This is a genomic window from Actinosynnema sp. NPDC023658, assembly GCF_040639995.1.
Taxonomy (GTDB): Bacteria; Actinomycetota; Actinomycetes; order Mycobacteriales; family Pseudonocardiaceae; genus Actinosynnema.
Genome location: NZ_JBFAAX010000102.1, coordinates 1 through 16,727 on the forward strand (window position 1 = coordinate 1; position 16,727 = coordinate 16,727).

13 protein-coding genes and 1 pseudogene are annotated in these 16,727 nt (G+C 72.7%); 6 read left to right on the forward strand and 8 right to left on the reverse strand.

Annotated elements, in window-relative coordinates; genetic code table 11:
* Positions 1–376, reverse strand: a pseudogene (locus AB0G02_RS14535) (LacI family transcriptional regulator); the annotation flags it as partial.
* A gap of 200 nt (positions 377–576) precedes the next feature.
* Here AB0G02_RS14535 and AB0G02_RS14540 point away from each other — a divergent pair.
* From AB0G02_RS14540 to AB0G02_RS14550, 3 genes are all read left to right on the forward strand, one after another.
* Entirely contained in the window at positions 577–963 is a 387-nt protein-coding gene (locus AB0G02_RS14540) for a YciI family protein (protein ID WP_360793798.1), read from the forward strand.
* Positions 960–2,192 (forward strand): sigma-70 family RNA polymerase sigma factor, encoded by a 1,233-nt coding sequence (locus tag AB0G02_RS14545; RefSeq protein WP_360793800.1) that lies wholly within the window; start codon positions 960–962, stop codon positions 2,190–2,192. Before AB0G02_RS14540 ends, AB0G02_RS14545 begins: the two co-directional genes overlap by 4 nt.
* Before the next feature lie 113 nt (positions 2,193–2,305).
* Positions 2,306–2,989 (forward strand): dihydrofolate reductase family protein, encoded by a 684-nt coding sequence (locus AB0G02_RS14550; RefSeq protein ID WP_360793802.1) that lies wholly within the window; start codon positions 2,306–2,308, stop codon positions 2,987–2,989.
* A gap of 173 nt (positions 2,990–3,162) precedes the next feature.
* Here AB0G02_RS14550 and AB0G02_RS14555 read toward each other — a convergent pair whose 3' ends face one another.
* The 3 genes from AB0G02_RS14555 to AB0G02_RS14565 form a co-directional block, all read right to left on the reverse strand.
* Entirely contained in the window at positions 3,163–4,896 is a 1,734-nt protein-coding gene (locus AB0G02_RS14555; protein WP_360793804.1) for an RICIN domain-containing protein, read from the reverse strand.
* 305 nt (positions 4,897–5,201) lie between these two features.
* On the reverse strand, positions 5,202–7,217 hold the full coding sequence (locus tag AB0G02_RS14560) for a cellulose binding domain-containing protein (protein ID WP_360793806.1): 2,016 nt from the start codon (positions 7,215–7,217) through the stop codon (positions 5,202–5,204).
* 81 nt (positions 7,218–7,298) lie between these two features.
* A complete protein-coding gene (locus tag AB0G02_RS14565) occupies positions 7,299–8,135 on the reverse strand; it encodes a LysR family transcriptional regulator (protein WP_360793808.1) in 837 nt (278 codons plus the stop codon).
* A 69-nt stretch (positions 8,136–8,204) separates the two neighbouring features.
* On the opposite strand from AB0G02_RS14565, the gene AB0G02_RS14570 reads away from it, so the two are divergent.
* Positions 8,205–8,879: an SDR family oxidoreductase gene (locus tag AB0G02_RS14570; RefSeq protein ID WP_360793810.1), complete on the forward strand. Its 675-nt coding sequence runs from the start codon at positions 8,205–8,207 to the stop codon at positions 8,877–8,879.
* A 311-nt stretch (positions 8,880–9,190) separates the two neighbouring features.
* Here AB0G02_RS14570 and AB0G02_RS14575 read toward each other — a convergent pair whose 3' ends face one another.
* Positions 9,191–10,174 carry a hypothetical protein gene (locus AB0G02_RS14575; RefSeq protein WP_360793812.1) on the reverse strand — a complete coding sequence of 328 codons (984 nt, stop codon included), beginning with the start codon at positions 10,172–10,174 and terminating at the stop codon, positions 9,191–9,193.
* An 88-nt stretch (positions 10,175–10,262) separates the two neighbouring features.
* On the reverse strand, positions 10,263–10,844 hold the full coding sequence (locus AB0G02_RS14580) for a hypothetical protein (protein WP_360793814.1): 582 nt from the start codon (positions 10,842–10,844) through the stop codon (positions 10,263–10,265).
* Between the two features lie 162 nt (positions 10,845–11,006).
* Between AB0G02_RS14580 and AB0G02_RS14585 the strand changes: the two genes are divergently transcribed.
* Positions 11,007–13,943, forward strand: a complete 2,937-nt coding sequence (locus AB0G02_RS14585; RefSeq protein WP_360793816.1) for a tetratricopeptide repeat protein — start codon at positions 11,007–11,009, stop codon at positions 13,941–13,943.
* Between the two features lie 51 nt (positions 13,944–13,994).
* Here the strand turns inward: AB0G02_RS14585 and AB0G02_RS14590 are convergent, their stop codons facing one another.
* Both AB0G02_RS14590 and AB0G02_RS14595 read right to left on the reverse strand, forming a co-directional pair.
* Positions 13,995–15,206 (reverse strand): helix-turn-helix transcriptional regulator, encoded by a 1,212-nt coding sequence (locus AB0G02_RS14590; protein ID WP_360793818.1) that lies wholly within the window; start codon positions 15,204–15,206, stop codon positions 13,995–13,997.
* Between the two features lie 112 nt (positions 15,207–15,318).
* A complete protein-coding gene (locus AB0G02_RS14595) occupies positions 15,319–15,492 on the reverse strand; it encodes a hypothetical protein (RefSeq protein WP_360793820.1) in 174 nt (57 codons plus the stop codon).
* Between the two features lie 249 nt (positions 15,493–15,741).
* Between AB0G02_RS14595 and AB0G02_RS14600 the strand changes: the two genes are divergently transcribed.
* Positions 15,742–16,638 carry a hypothetical protein gene (locus AB0G02_RS14600; protein ID WP_360793822.1) on the forward strand — a complete coding sequence of 299 codons (897 nt, stop codon included), beginning with the start codon at positions 15,742–15,744 and terminating at the stop codon, positions 16,636–16,638.
* The last annotated feature ends 89 nt before the right edge of the window (positions 16,639–16,727 follow it).

The following is a 16,727-nucleotide window of genomic DNA, read 5'->3' on the forward strand; positions in this document are numbered from 1 at the left end:
GGTCGAAGTGCACCAGCGGCACCCCGGCGCGCGCGAACACCCGGCCCTCGGAGGCGCTGATCGGGCACGCCACCAGCAGCACGCCCGCGCGACGGGCCTCGACCACCCGGGCGGCCCACGACGTGCCACGACCGGCCGGCGCGGACAGCACGACGTCCAACCCGGAGTCGACGACGCCGCGCATCACCTCCATGGCCCACGCGCTGTTCAACGCCGGGAAGACCAGCTCCACCAGCGGTGCGGCGGGGCGCGGCGGCAGCGCCCGGGGCTCGTGCCGACCGCTCCGCACCCGACCCGGGTGGCACAGGCGCTCGGCCAGCCGCGACGCGGTCGTGGACGACATGCCGGTGGTGCCCGCCAACCTCGCTCGACTCACGCCGCCGACACTATCGGGAATCGCGCGAAACTCAATCGAACCGCTGAACTGCAACGATTCACCTGCTCCAGAGAGCACGACCACGCTCGCCAAGCCGGAAAGGCCGGAACGATCGGGATTAGTTTCGCAGATGTTGCGCAACTCCGGTCGTCCGGCAGAATCACGGGCGGATCCGAAGAGGACGATCGGGAGGCGGCGCGGTGAAGTACCTGATGTTGATCTACGGCAACGAGCAGGTGTGGAACAGCGTCGACGCGGAGCGGTTCCGCGAGCTGGTGGCCGACGTGGACGCGTTCAACGCCGCCCTGCGCGAGTCCGGCGAGCTGGTCGACTCCCGGGGCCTGCTGCCCCGGCCGCGGTCCGTGCGCGTGGTCGACGAGGTGCCGGTCGTCACCGACGGCCCGTACCTGGAGGCCAAGGAGCACGTCGGCTCCTACTTCGTGGTCGACGTCGACAGCGAGGAGCGCGCCGAGGAGATCGCGCGGTCCTACCCGGCCCTGCGCTACAGCCGGGGTCTGGGCGGCGGGCTGGAGGTGTGGCCCCTGATGGAGCCCCACGGGATCGAACCCGGCGGCGGCGACCTGTGACCGCGGTCGAGCACCTGGTGCGCACGCTCACGCCGCAGGTGCTCGGCATCCTCGTGCGCCGGCACGGCGACTTCGCGCGGTGCGAGGACGCCGTGCAGGAGGCGTTGATCGACGCCGCCGACGCGTGGGCGCGCAACGGCGTGCCGGAACACCCCCTGGGCTGGCTGACCACGGTCGCCGGCCGCCGGTACGTCGACCTGGTGCGCTCCGACGCCGCGCGGGAGCGCCGGGAGCAGGCGCTGTTCGACGCCGTGCCGCGCGACGAGCTGCTGGCACCGCCGCCGGACGTCGAGCCCGCGCGTGACGACCTGCTGGAGCTGCTGTTCCTGTGCTGCCACCCGGTGCTGACCGCACCGTCGCAGATGGCCCTCACGCTGCGGGCGGTCGCCGGGCTGACCACGACCGAGATCGCCGCGGCGTTCCTGGTGCCCGACAAGACGATGGGCCAGCGGATCTCCCGCGCCAAGCAGCGCCTGCTGGAGGCGGGCGCCCGGTTCGAGCTGCCGCCCGACCACGAGCGCGGGCCGGCCCTGGCGGTCGTGCTGCACGTGCTCTACCTGCTGTTCAACGAGGGTTACAGCGCCAGCGCCGGTCCCCGGCTGCAACGCCCCGACCTCACCGGGCAGGCGGTGCGGCTGACCAGGCAGCTGCACCACCGGCTGCCCGACTCCGGTGAGACCGCCGGGCTGCTGGCGCTGATGCTGCTGACCGAGGCGCGTGCCGCGGCCCGCACCGGCCCGGACGGCACCCTCGTCCCGCTGACCGAGCAGGACCGGTCGCGGTGGGACCGCGCGGCGATCGGTGAGGGCACCGAGCTGATCACCCGCACGCTGGCCACCCACCCCGTCGGCCCGTACCAGGTGCAGGCGGCGATCGCGGCCGTGCACGCCGAGGCCGCCTCGGCGGAGGACACCGACTGGCCGCAGGTCCTCGCGCTGTACGACGTGCTGGAACGCCTCGCGCCCAGCTCCGTCACCGCGCTGAACCGGGCCGTCGCCCTGGGCGAGGTGCACGGCCCCCGGGCCGCCCTCGACGTCGTCGCGGACCTGGAGCGGGGCACGCTGGCGGGCCACCACCGGTTGTTCGCCGTGCGCGCCCACCTGCTCGAACGGGCGGGCGACCCCGACGCCGCCGGCGAGGCGTTCCGGCAGGCCGCGCGCCTGGCCGGCAACGTCGCGGAGCAGCGGTTCCTGCTGCTCCGGGCGGCGCGCTGCACCTCCGCGGGCTGACGTCGAACGCCCCCGGAAAAAACTTCGCCGCCCGACGTAGAAATCCGGTCGGCGGCTCCGATCCCCTCCCGAGCGAGCCCGTCGGGCACCGCCAGGAGGAAGGACCCAGCACGATGACCAAGGTGACCGCGCAGATGTCGGTGTCCCTCGACGGCTTCTACGCCGGACCGCGCCACGAGGGCGACGGGGACTGGTTGGCGTCGGCGGAGGCGGCGGCGTTCTTCCGCGTCACCCGCTGGGCGATCAGCGCGATGGCGTGGCGCGAGCGCCAGGGCTTTCGCGGCGGCGAGCAGTCCGTCGACTCGGACGTCATCCGGGAGAACTTCGAGGCCGCCGGGGCGTACGTCATGGGACGGCGGATGGCCGACGGCGGCGAGGAGCCGTGGGGCGAGGAGCCGCCGTTCCGCGCCCCGGTGTTCGTGGTGACCCACCGCCCGCGCCCGACCCTGGAGCGCAAGGGCGGCACCAGCTTCACCTACGTCACCGACGGCGTCGCCAGCGCCGTGGAGCAGGCGAAGGCCGTCGCGGGCGGCAAGGACGTCGCGGTCGCGGGCGGTGGCACGCTGGTGCGCCAGGTCCTCGCGGCCGGCCTGCTGGACGAGCTGGAGCTGCACGTCGTGCCGGTCGTGCTCGGCACCGGGATGCGGCTGCTGGACGCCGAGCTCGGCCTCGGGGAGAAGGAGGGCATCGAGCTGACCCCGCTCCGGGTGCTGCACACCGCCGACGTCACCCACGTCCGGTACGCCGTCAAGGGTCGCGCGCCGCTGCTCCTGGACGACCGCGGGCGCAACGGCTGAACGCCGGACGGGGTCGGGGGGCGGGGGGGGCCAGACTGATTCCCGCCGCGAGCACACCAAGCGCCGCGCACGAGCCAAAAACCACCGGCGCGGGGGGGGGGGGGGGGGGGGGGGGTGGGGGGGGGGTACGCCGCCCCCCCCCCCCCGACCCGGGGCCTACCGGACCACCGGGCCTACCGGACCACCGGCTTGCCGCCGAAGGTGACGACCAGGTGGCCGTCGGAGGCGTAGGACCAGCCCAGCGCGCCGGAGTAGGACGCGCACCGGGAGCCGTTGCCGCCAAGCCAGAACTGGTTGGAGCCGTCCACGTCCCCGACGGTCTTGTCGTTGGTGCCGCTGGAGCTGCGGCACGAGGTGTTGCCGCGGAACACCGACGAGCCGCCGTCGAACGAGAAGTTGCGCTCGTTGTTGTCGATGCTGATGTTGTCCGAGATGGTCATCGTGCCGAGGTTGCGGTTGTAGGTGAAGCCGTGCTTGCCGTTGTCGTAGGCGATGTTGCGGCGGATGACGTGGTTGACGCCGATGTCCTCGCCGCCGAGCTTGTAGCCGTTGCGGTCGCCGTTGCCCGCCTGGCCGCCGTTGCTGAGCGTGCCGTTCTCGAAGGCCAGGGAGTCCTCGATGGTCACCACGCCGATGGGGCCGGTCTCGGTCTTGGTGTAGAGGTCCCAGCCGTCGTCGATGTTGTTGTGCGACACGGCGTAGCGGAAGACGTTGCCGGGGCCCACGGTGAGCTTCGCGGCGAACCCGTCGGCGTCCTCGCCGTCGGAGTCGGCGTTGTCGTGCGACTCGGCGCTCAGGATCAGGTTGTTCGACGGCCACTGGTCCTTCGGCGTGGTGGACAGCATCCGCGACAGCTGCAGGCCGGTGTCGCGGTTGAAGCGGGTCACCGTGCGCTCGAAGATGTTGTTGCTGCCGCCGACGAAGATCCCGTTGTCACCGGCGCGCTCCACGACGACGCCGCGGACGTGCCAGTAGTTGCCGTTGACCGCGAGGCCGCGGTTGGCCGGGTCCTCGGCCTGGGCGGAGAAGTTGAGCACCGGCGTCTCGCCCGGGAACGCGAACAGCTCGTTGCGGTCGCCGGAGGTACCGTTGTTGCCCTGCGGGATGGTCACGGTCTGCGAGAAGTTGTACGTCCCGCCGCGCAGGTAGATCGTCCCACCGGCGGCGACGCGGGCGATGGCCGAGGTGAGCGTCGTCGGGTTGGCCTGCGTCCCGGCCGCGCCGTCGGTGCCGTTCGGCGCCGCGTACAGCGCGGACCCCGGCGGGTTGGTCGTGGTCGTCGTCGTGGTGGTCGACGTGGTCGTGCTGGTGGACGTCGTCGTGGTCGTGCTGGTGGTCGAGGTCGGACCGCCGGTGACCGGGGTGAACGCCCACTGCTTCGTGACCGCGGTGTCGCACGAGTTGGTCTGCACGAGCGCGCCGGCCGACGTCGAGTTGTCCTTGACGTTCATGCATTTGCCGCCGTTGGCGTTGACCACCCGGTAGTTGCTGCCGCTCGCGGTCAGCGCCCACACCTGGCTGGTGGCGCCCGTGCACGCCTGCTGCTGGATCGCCTTGCCCGCGCTGGTCGACGCGTCCTGCACGCCGACGCACAGGCCGCCGGGGGTGGTGATCCGGTAGCCGCCGCTGACCGCCGTCAACGTCCAGCGCTGGGTCGCGGTGTCGCCGCACGCCTGCTGCCGGAGCTGCCCGCCGGTGGTCGAGCCCGCGGCGTCGAGGCAGAGCCCGCTGCCGCCGTTCTTCACCGCGTAGGTGCCCGGTCCGACCGCGGCGTTCGCCGGCGTGGCCATCGGCCAGGCGGCGTACGTGGCGGCCAGCGCGGTCACGGCCCCCGCGGCGACCAGCGCGGCGCGGAGGCCGCGCCGTCGTGCGCCGCGTGTGGCGACAGGGTGCTCCGGTGCACTCATGACGACTCCACTCCCGAACTATTCCCGGCGTCGATTCAGTCGATTCATGAATATGAACACCGGATCGGAAACTATTCGCCTGGATGTTAGGAGGCCGGTCGACGGACGGTCAACGACGAATTTCCGGGGGACCGTCCGCCCGTTCGACGTCGAATAAGTCGAACGGGCAGGTCACCCACTTTCGAATTGATCACCGAATAACGTCTGTTCGCACTCGTGGACAAAAATCCCCGCATTCGGTCACGGATGTGAACAAAACGCTGCCCCCCTGCCGGTGGCAGGGGGGCAGCGGTCGTCGCGCGCGGTCAGCGGGTGGTGCAGAGCCGACCGTTGAGGAAGTACTTCACGGGGTGCACGTTCGGGCCCTGGTAGGCGCCCACGAAGCCGGCCGTGGTCGACGCGCCCGGCGCCAGGCTCGCGGTGTTGGACACCGTCACGTCGTACCCGGTCTGCGACCAGGTGGCGTTCCAGCCGCTGGAGACCTGCTGCCAGGTGGTCGGCCACGTGTAGGTGAGCGTCCACCCGGCGAGGGGCGCGGTGCCGGTGTTGGTGATCTCCAGGTCGGCCACGAATCCGTTGCCCCAGTTCGAGGCCTCCCGGTAGGTCACCGCGCACGTCGACGCGGCCGGGGTGGCGGTGGTGAACGTCAGCGGCGGCGAGGCCCACGACACCTTGCCCGCGTCGTCGCGGGCCAACAGGTTGACCGTGTACTCCGTGCCGGGCGAGAGGTTCGACGCGGTGAAGGTCGTGCCGATCGTCTCGCCCCACTGCTGCGAGTTCACCCCGTCGACCCGGTGCACCTCGTACTTCACGTGCGCGGGCGGCGCGGGCCAGGACAGCACGGCCGTGCGGTCGGTGACCGAGGACAGGACCGGGCGGGCGGGCGCGGCGGGACCGCCGGCCGTCGAACCGGACGGCTTGAGCACCACGGTGGTGATCGAGTACGGCGCGAGCGCGACCGACGACGAGGAGCCGGTCGCCGTGGTGATCCCGGTGCCGCCGTTGGCGTAGCTCAGCACGGTCGCGGTGGCGGCGGCCGAGTAGCCCGGGACGCGCAGGCTCACCGTCTTGGCCGCGTCGGCGTCCTCGTTGACCATCATGACCGCGAGGCCGCCGTCCGGCCGCCGGCCCGCGTGGCTGCGCACCAGCGGGTCGGTGGAGACGGCCGTGACGAGCTGGTCGCCGGGACGGGCGAAGCGGGACACCATCGACACCGCGTGGTACGGCGCGAACGGGGTGTTCAGCGCGGGCTCGCACACCGTGTTGTCGGCGTTGCAGCTGCCGCTGGAGAGCAGGCCGAAGTCGTCGTAGTCGGTGTGGCCCGCGATCTCGCGGACCTGGCCCATGCCGTTGTGGACGTTCCACCAGTCGACGTTGAACACGCCCTGCTCGATCATCGTCGCGTAGGCGTCGGCGGCGAACAGCGCGCCCGGCTGGGTGTTGCGCCCGTAGGAGGTGTTGACCTCGGTCAGCGCGATGCCCAGGTCCTTGCCCGCCAGCCGGCGCGACTGCTCGCGCACCAGCGCGATCTGGTCGGCCACCCGGTCGGTCTTGGCCAGCACCTGCGCCGCGGTGTCACCGCCGGGGTACCAGTGGATGATGCCGAAGTCGACCACCGGACCCGCGGTGGACAGCACGACCTCGTTCCACGTGCCGGTGTCGCCCTCGGCCTTGATGCCGTCCGGCCACTCGCCGGGCGTGGTCAGCACCGCGCCGACCTTGATCGTCGGGTCGACCGCCTTCATGGCCGTGGCGTAGTCGCGGACCAGGGCGGCGTACTGCGCCGGGCTCTTGTCCGGGTGGTCGTCGGCCTCCCAGCCCGAGCCGTACCGGCCGTTGCCGTAGTTCTCGTTGCCGATCTCCCAGTACTTGACGCCGTAGTGCTTCTCGACGTTGGCGTACCGCACCCAGGCCGCGGCCTCCTCGGGCGTGCCGGTGCCGTAGTTGGCGGTGACGATCGGCTGCCCGCCGGCCCGCCGCACGCCGCCCATGAACGTGTCGAAGTCGGTGTTGGGCGCCACGTAGCCGCCGGGCGCGGTGTGGGTCTCCCAGTGGTAGATGTCCGAGTACGACCCGCCCGGGTAGCGCATGGCCTTCACGCCGGCGCCCTTGAGCAGGTCGGCGACGGCGTCGCTGCCGAGCGTGGTGTCCCAGATGGCGTGGTTCACCCCGACCGCGGCCTCGTGCACCACCTCCAACCCGGCCTTGGTGTTGACCGTGACGGTGACGGCCGTGTCGGCCTGCGCCGACGGGCCGGCCAGCACGACCTGTGCGGCCACGAGCGCGGTGAGCGCGGGAAGCACGACGAGACGCGGTCTCATAGGTGTATTCCTCATCGACGTTGATGTTCTGGGAGCGCTCCCAAACTGTGCGTCCCCATTCCTCCCTTGTCAATCACGGGACTACGCCACCGGGGAATTCCGCGACGCCACGCTCACCGCCGCTTCGATGAGCGCGGCCAACGGGCGGGAACGGGAATCCTCCGGCCAGGCTATTGCCAACGTCGATTCCGGGGCATCGGTGACGGGCACGCCGACGAGGTCCGAGCGCAGGTGGCGCCGCGTCGACGCGGGCAGCAGCGCGATGGTGCGGCCCAGCGAGATCAGCTGCATCAGCTGGGCGGAGTCGAGGACCCGCGGCCCGCCGTTGGGCGGGTTGCCCGGCCAGTGCGGGAGCTGCTCGCCGCGCAGGTCCGCCATGGTCAGCGACGCGCGGTCGGCCAGCCGGTGCGTGCGGGGCAGCACGGCCACGTCCCGTTCGGTCAGCAGCTCCTCGTAGGCGAAACCGTCCGTGTCGTCGTGGGGGAACCGCAGCAGCGCCACGTCCGCCTCGCCCTCGCGCAGCAGCACGGCCTGCGCACCGATGCCGCAGATCCGCACCTCCACCTCGACCGACGCCGGGTCGGCCGAGTACTGGACGAGCACCTCCTCCAGCAGGTCGCCGTCGCTGTACGGCTTCATCGCCAGCACCAGGCGCGGGCTGCCCGCGCGCTGCGCACGCCGTTGCGCGGCCGTCAACGCGGTCAACGCCCGCCTGCCCTCGTTCAGCAGCACCTCGCCCGCCGGGGTCAGCGACACCGAGCGGCTGGTGCGGTCCAGCAGCGTGACGCCGAGCTTGCGCTCCAGCTGCTGGATCGTCCGGGACAGCGGCGGCTGCGCCATGCCCAGCCGCGTCGCCGCCCGGCCGAAGTGGAGCTCCTCCGCCACCGCGACGAAGTACCGCAGTTCCCGCGAATCCATACCGCCAGAGTATCGACACCCACCCAACCGGTCTTGGACCGCGCGCCGACCGGCGACGACGCTGGTCCCATGACCACAGCACTGGTGACCGGGGCCAACAAAGGGATCGGCCTGGAGATCGTGAAGCAGCTCGTCGACCGGGGCCTGACCGTGTACCTCGGCGCGCGCGACCCCGAGCGGGGCGCGAAGGCCGCCGCCGACGCCGGGGCGCGCTTCGTCCAGCTGGACGTGACCGACCCCGCGTCCATCGCCCGCGCCGCGGCGGACCTCGACCGGCTCGACGTCCTCGTCAACAACGCGGGCATCACCGGCGGCCGGATGAACGCGCCGGGCGACGCCGACCCCGCGAGCATCCGGGAGGTGTTCGACACGAACGTGTTCGGCGCCATCGCCGTCACCGAGGCGCTGCTCCCGCTGCTGCGGGCGTCCGAGCACGGCCGGATCGTCAACGTGTCCAGCACCGTCGGCTCGCTCAGCGGCATGGTGGCCGGCACCACGCCCACGTCACTGGGCTACGTGCCGTCCAAGACCGCGCTGAACGCCGTCACCCTCCTGTACGCCAAGTCCGAACCGGGCCTCAAGGTCAACGCGGCCTGCCCCGGCTACTGCGCCACCGACCTCAACGCCCACGCCGGCCACCGCACGCCCGCCCAGGGCGCCGCCGTGGCCGTGACCCTGGCGACCATCGACGACGACGGCCCCACCGGCGGCTTCTTCGACGACGAGGGCCCCATCGCCTGGTAGCGGCTCACCGGCCCGCTCCGTGGCCGCTTCCGACCGGCTCGCCCGCGCCGACAGCGGTCATCCCAGCGCGCCGCCGTGACGGTCACGCGAGCCGCCGAGCTGCGCGACCCGGTGCGGGGCATCAGCCCGCCGGTGCTGGCCGAACGGGGACTCCCCGACGCACGCCGTGCGCACCCTGGCCCTGGACTGTCCACTTCGGACCACCGTCGCCGTCCCGTCCCACGCGGACCCGCCGATCGAGTCCACCGTGCACTTCGGCATCACCGACTGCTGACCAACGCCGCCAAGGACGCCCGCGCGAGCCGGACTGATCACGGCCACTGCTCCTCGCCCACCCGCGGGTCCGGTGCGCCGTTCCAGTCACCGGGCGCGTCCCATCGCACTCCGTAGACCAGGCCGGGGATGAGGTCGCGGAACCTCAGGTGCACTTCGCCCGCGCGGTCCACCGCGTGCCGCCGGACGTGGTGGACCGGGTCGACGCCGTCGCGCCGGTGCTGACCGTCCTGCCGGTGCGCACCGTGCAACGCCCGCACGTGCAGCGGGGCGTGGGTCGTGCCGAAGCGGCACCTCAGGTCGAGCAGGTCGCACGGGTGCTGCGGCACGTAGAGGAGGTACGACGGCATCACCCGCGTGGTCGGTGGGCGGAAGCGGATCGCGAAGTCGTGCGAGTGGCCCTTGAGGACCGGGGTCGGCAGGGCGAGGGTCGGTCCGGAGCCGTCGACCAGGGTGCCGCCGTAGAGCACCTCGACGTCCGGGCGGGGACGGTCCAGCGGCAGCGGGGGCGTCAGGGCCAGCTCGCGCAGGCCGTCCCGCTCGACGACGACGCGGTGCCGCTCGATCACCTGCGGGCGGGCCTGGTCCAGGGTCAGCACCGCGTGCAGCTCGGTGGTCCGCCTGCCTCCCGGCTGCCCGTCCGGCCGGGCGCGCGGCACCTCCACGGCCAGTTCCGCGAGGTAGTTGATGGCCTCGTCGACCCGTCGGCGGACCGTGCGCGGGTCGCGGTCCATCACGACCGCCGCCCAGTGCACCCGGTCCTGGTAGAGGGGCTGCCGGGCCTCGTCGTCGATGGCGAACGCCGCCAGCGTCGCCAGCCGCAGGTCCTCCGGTAGCCGCCCGGCCAGCTCGACGAGCCTGGCCGACACCTTCCGGCGGATGGCGCCCGGTTCGTCGCCCTCGGTGACCCCGCAGGTCGCGCGCAGGGTCGGGCCCACCCGCTCGCTGATCCTGCCGGCCAACACGCCGCGCCCCTTGCGGAGCGACTTCAGCTCCCGGACCAGGTTCGCGTACGCGTTCATCGGCCGACCTCCCGTTGATCTCCGCGGTGTTCCTCCCCCGCAGGGTGCGACGGGCCAGTGGACCGGAAGTGGACATGGTGTGGATGGCCTAGACGCGGTCGGTGCGCCGTGCCGTCAGGGTCACCGACGCCGCCAGGGCCGTGCCCAGGCGGATGCCGTCCTGGCCGAGGAAGACGCGGAACGTGCCGATGCGGTCGAGCGTGCCCCGGTCGGCGGCGCCCAGGCCGAAGGCGACCACGGTGGGGCTCGCCGACCAGTCGGGGTCCGTCAGCGCGGCGAACGCCTCGGGCCAGGTCTGCGGGTCGGTCGGCCGTCCGTCCGAGGCGAAGAAGACGACCGGTCGGTGGACTTGGACGCGGTGCGCCTCCAGGGCGCGGACGTCGCGGTCGATCGTGTCGCGCACGAGCGCGAACGCGGGGCCGAAGTTCGTGGCCGCGCCGTGTCCCACCGCCCTCAGGTCGGTGAGGTCCACCGCCGGGCGCAGCGGTTGCAGCACGGCGGGCGTCGCCGCGAACCCGATCACGCACGCCCTGATCCGCGCGGAGGCCGACGGGTCGGCGTGCACGGCGCCGCGGAACTCGCGGAGTCCCGCGTTCACCTCGTCGAGGTGGTCGGTCATCGAGAACGACACGTCGCACACCACGTAGCACGGCAGCACGTCAAGCCCCATGCGGTTCCTCCTTGGCACGCCTTTTGCGGACAAGCGGGAGGTTGGCAGGTGTTTGTCTACCGAAGGTGGATTCAAGGCGGATTCCGACACACGGACGGCACTTCGTGCGACATGTGCCGTAGAGATCAAGCTCGTGAACCGGGAGGCAGCGTGGAATTTCGGATGCTGGGTCCGCTGGAGGCGTGGCACGACGGCGCTCAGGTACCGCTGGGAGACCAGCAGCAGCGGTTCGTCCTCGTCGTGCTCCTGCTGCACGCGAACAAGCCGGTGTCCACCGAGCGGTTGACGGAGATCGTGTGGGGCGGCATCCCGGAACGCCGCGGCCTCGTGCGCGGCTACATCAACAAGTTGCGCACGGCGTTCCGGAACGCGGACGACGTGCTGATCGACACGACCCCGACCGGCTACCTGTTGCGGGTCGGGGACGACCAGGTCGACACCGCCAGGTTCGCCCGGCTGCGCGCGGAGGCGGAGTCGGTGCGGGCGGGCGACCCGCGCCGCGCGATCCAGCTGTTACGCGTGGCGGTCGGCCTGTGGCGCGGGCGGTTCCTGGAGGACATCGACAACGACCGCGTCGGCGGCACGGACGTGATCTCCCCCGACGCCGGGTACTTCGACGCGGTCGGTGACCTGGCCGAGCTGGAGCTGGACGCGGGCGACCACCGGTCGGCGCGGGACCGGCTGCGCCCGGTGGTGCGCACCGACCCGGCCCGCCAGAAGCACGCCGAGCTGCTCATGCGGGCGTTGATCGCGAGCGGTGACCGGGTGGAGGCGGTCCGGGTCTTCCACCGCACCCGGGACGCCCTCTCCGAGGAGGGCATGGAGCCGGGGCCGCAGCTGCGCAAGCTCGCCGCACGCGCGGAGCGCGGTGATCCGCCGAGCTCCCTGCCGTCCCGACCAGGCGGGTTCACCGGTCGCGACGCGGAGCTGGACGCGATCGAGGCGGTCGCCGCGACACCGGGTGAGCGCCGCGCGGTGTGGGTGAGCGGCGCACCGGGCGTCGGCAAGACCGGCCTGGCCGTCGAGGCGGCGCACCGGCTGCGGGACCGGTTCCCGGACGGGCAGCTGCTGGTGCGGCTCAACGGGTACACGCCCAACCTGTCCCCGGTGGCCGTCTCGGACGCGCTCGACCAGCTGCTGGCCGAGCTGGGCGTGCCTCCCGAGCAGATCCCGGCCTCGGTGAACCGGAAGTTCACGCTCTACCAGACCGAGCTGCACGGCACGAGGACGTTGGTGGTGCTGGACAACGCGCACTCGCCGGAACAGGTGCGGTCCCTGCTGCCGGAGGCGTCGGGCTGCCTCGCCATCGTGACCAGCAGGCGGGTGGGCGAACCGGACACCGGCGAGCACGTCCGGCTCTCCCTGCTGCCGCCCGACGACGCCTTCGCGCTGTTCCGCGCGCTGGCCGGTCCGCTTCGCCTGCGCGGCCGGTCGGCCGAGGTGGCCGGGGTGGTCAAGCGGTGCGGGTACCTGCCGATGCCGATCCGGGTGGCGGCGGCGCTGTTCCGCCGGCACGACCGGTGGCCGCTGGAGCACCTGCTGCAGCAGCTGGAGGAAAGCGGACCGTGGCACGCGGACACCTCCGACGTGGACGGCACCGCCGCGGTGCGGGTGTCCTACCTGCAGCTCGACGTGCCGCAGCGGGAGGTGTTCCGGTTGTTCGGCCACCTGCCGGGGCCGGACCTCGACGTGGTCGGCGCGGCGGCGTTGGCGGCGCGCGACGTCGCCGGGGTCCGCGCGGTGCTCGACGAGCTGCACGAGGTGTGCCTGCTGGAGGAGGTCGCGCCGGAGCGCTACCACATGCTGGACCCGCTCAAGGAGTTCGCCGCGGCGGAGCCGTCCCCCACCACGCCGTCCGAACGGGCGGACGCCCTGGTGCGGCTGCTCGACTTCTACCTGGTGGGTCTGGCGGACGCGGTGGGCACCGCCTACCCCTTCGACCGCGCGCACCTGCCCGCGGTGCACCGCACCAGCCAGGTGGCCCCGGTCTTCGGTGACAGGCAGGACGCGACGGCGTGGATCGCCGCCGAACGCGACAACCTGGTGTCCGCCATCCGGTACGCCGTCGAGCACGGCCTGCCCGGCCACGCGTGGCGGCTGGCGGTGCTGATCTGGCGCCACTTCAACACCACGAGCCGCTTCGAGGACTGGGTCGAGACGATGGAGCTGGCCCGCGGGGTGGTGTGCGCCGAGCCGGACGAGGACTACGGCCGGGCGCACGTGCTCCTGCGGCTGGCCACGGCCTACGACCGGCTCGGGCGGCTGGAGGACGCGCTGGAGGTGGCCACCGGCGCGTTGGCGCAGTGGCGGCAGCTCGGTGACGTGCCGGGCGAGGCGGCCACGTTGTGCGCGATCGCCATACCCCTGATGGAACTCGGCCGGCACGACGAGGCGATCGAGCACTTCGAGGCCGCGTTGGAGAAGTACGAGCAGTGCGGTGACCTGCGCGGGCGCGGGCACGCGCTGAGCATGCTCGGGGTGCTCAGCGAGGAGGTCGGGGACCTCGACCTCGCGCTGCTCCGACACCGGGCCGCGGTGCCGCTGCTGCGCGAGGTCGGCCACGCCCAGGGGCTCGCGCACGCGTTGAACAACCTGGGCTCGGTGCAACAGCGGCTCGGTCTGGCGGACGAGGCTCTGGCCGCCCACGTGGAGGCGTACGAGCTGGCCCGCGAGCTGGGCGACGACTGCCTGGCGGCCTACGCGTTGAACTACACCGGCAACGTCCACCGGTCGCAGGGCAGGCTGGTCGAGGCGGCCCACTACCAGGAACGGGCCAAGGCGGTGGCGGCCGAGCTGTCCGACGCCGACCTGCGCACCCAGCTCTACCTCGACCGCGCCGCGACCGCACAGGCCGGCGGTGACCGGGCCGAGGCGTTGCGCTCCTGCCAGGCAGCGCTGGACCTGGCGACCGCCACCGGACACCGGGGCCACGGCGCCCACGCCCACCGGGGCGTCGCGCAGGCGCTGCACGCGTTGGGGCGGCACGCCACCGCCGCCGAGCACTGGGACGCGGCCGGGGCGGGGTTCACCGCGCTCGGTCGGTCCGAAGCGGACGAGGTCCGGGTGGAGCGCGCGGTGCTGACCTGCGCGTGCCGCTGAGTCCGGCGGCTGCCCGGCGGGTCGTGGTGATCGACCCGCCGGGCACGCCCGTCAGTACCGCTGTCGCAGCACGCGCCGCAGCTCGGGGTAGACCTCCCGCACCGCGCCGTGGTTGTGCCACCGACCGAGGGTCCTGGCCAGTTCCCGGAGGTCCGTCCTCACGGTCGCGGAGTCGACGTGCGCGGCGTCGTCGAGCGTGCCGGCCAGCGTCACGCAGCTCTGGTCGACCTCGCCCGCGAGCGCGTGGGCGAGTGAGAGGCGCGCGCCGAAGCGGGCCCGTGAACGGCGGGACGTGACCGGCAGCCGGGCCAGCTCCCGGTTCAGGACGGCCGCCGACTCGTCCGTCCTCCCGAGGTCGCACAGCGACCACCCCCTGGCCAGCTCCACCGGGTCGGGCGCGGTGGAACCGAGGACGGGGTACGCCCCCGTGTCCGGGGTGGACGCGTCGAGGAGTTCGACGGCGCGGTCCAGCGCGCGGTCGAAGGCGCTGCGGTCGCCGGCCAGGGCGTGGCCCTGGGCTTCCCGGCGGGCGGCCAGGGCGAGCGTGCGCGGGCTCGCGAGGTCGACCCTCTGGGCCTGCCAGGCCAGTTCCACGGTGCCGACCGCGTCCTGCCGGTAGAGCGCGAGCCCGGCCTCCCGGACGAACGCGTAGCTCGCGATCTCCCGGTCGCCGCCCGCCTGTGCCAACTCCGAGGCGTGCCGGGTCCACGACAGCGCCTGCTGCTCGTCACCCGCCTCCTGGTTCATCCACCCCGTGTACTCGGCGATCCGCGCGGCGAGCAGCAGCAGCCGCGCCTTGATCGGCTTGGGGTTCTCGTGCGCGAGCGCGTGCACCGTGCGCACCAGGGCGATCAGCGGTTCGAGGACCACGACCGGACTCGTCTGCATGCCGAGGACGCGCAGGTGCTCGAACGAGGTCCGCATCCCGGCGACCACCCGCTCGTCCGGCACCGGCCGGGGCCCGCCCGCGAGCGCCATGCCGAGCACCGTGCCGGTACCCGCGACCAGCACTTGGCGGCGGTCGAGCGTGAGCCCGGCGTCGGCGGCCCGGTCCCGCACCGCGCGCGCCGCCTCGATGAGGCGGCCGCCCGCGTCCAGCGCGCTGTCGCAGAGCCGCGCCATGCTGTCGTGCGGTGGCTTCAGGTCGTTCTCGACCTTGCTGAGATGCCCCTTGCTGTAGTGCACGCGCTTGGCCAGCTGACCTATCGACAGACCCGCGGCGACGCGGCATTCACGCAGTAATTCACCAAATGATCCATCCACGCGAGCCTCCTGATCCGGCTGATGTCGAGTACACCACTGCTCCTGGTCCGACGCAATCGCCCGGCCGCTCACGGAATTCCGATGAACGGCCGGGCGCGCATTCGCGGTGCGATCAGCCGTGCCACGGGTTGCCGTCGGGGCCCACGGTGACGGTGGTGGGCGGCGGGCACTCGTCGAGCGGCGCGGCGGTGGCCCCGCTACCGGACGAGACGATTGCGATGACCGCGCACAGACCGGCCAACGACAAACCGAACTTGGCCACGGAAACGGACACGATCTTGGACATGGGAATCCTCCACGAGAAATCGATGAATGCGATCCGAGCGAGTTGTCCGATCTATTTCGCCCTCACCGACAATGATTCATCGCCGTGTTGCGGCTGACCAGGTGTTGCCCGTTTCCCGACGGCGCGGGCAACGGGCGCCGGTGGCACATCCACTCCTCGTCCACTTCTGGTCGACACGCGGTCCCGATGCTGTGCCCCGCAGACCAGGACAGCCGGCCACCGCGCCGGCGTGAGCAGGGAGGTTCGGTCGTGAGCGAATACGACGTCGCCGTGTCGTTCGCCGAGGAGCAGCGCTCCGCCGTCGAGGAGGTGGTGGAGGCGTTCAAGCAGCGCGGGCTGACCGTGCTGCACGGGCCGGAGCAGACCCACGAGTGGTGGGCCCACAAGGAGGGCGGCGACCTCCCGGACGCGCGGGTGCGGTTCTTCGTCCCGTTCGTGTCGGCCGTGGACGACTTCACCACGGCCGCCCTGCGCGCGGTCAAGGCCGGAGACGAGCACGTGCTGCCGGTGCTGCTGGGCGACGTGACCGTGCCCCCGGACCTGCTGCACCCGCACGTGGCCTACGTGCGCGGCACGGTGCACCGGCCGGACCAGCTCGCCGAGGCGTTGACCGCGCGGATCGAGTCGGCGGAGGCGGTCGGGTGGCAGCGCGCCCCGGTCGCGGAGGTCGTGACCAGGGCCAAGGGCATCGCGCAGGTTGCGGAGGACCCGGAGCCGATCGTGCCCGCCACCTTCAGCCGCTACACCGAGCAGGACGCGACGCTGCGCTACCTGGGCGAGCAGTTCGCCGCGGCGCTCCCGAGGCTGGAGCGGCAGGGGTTCGTCGGCACCGCGCACGTCGGAGAGACGCGGATCGCCGTGCGGGTCGAGCGGGCGGGCGACACCGTGTACGCGCTCGACATCCAACGCGGCGGGATCGGCGGTGACGAGACGGTGAACTTCGTGGTCGGCAAGCAGGACGGCAGCGCACTCACCAACGGCTGGGCACGTCCGGTCTACAACACCGGCGCCGGCGCGGCCGTGCTCGAGGTGCACGACTTCTCAGTGCTGGGCGGTGGCGGCGCACCACGCGCCTACCGCCGGGAGGAGCTGTTCACCGCGCTCTGGCGGCGGATCGACGCGGTGCTCACCTCGACCGTGGGCTGAACGTGCGACGAGACGCGCTCCCCGTCCTCTCCGGGCGGGGGGGGCGGCGGGGGGGGGGGGGGGGGTGTGGGCGGCCTCGCGGGCCCCGG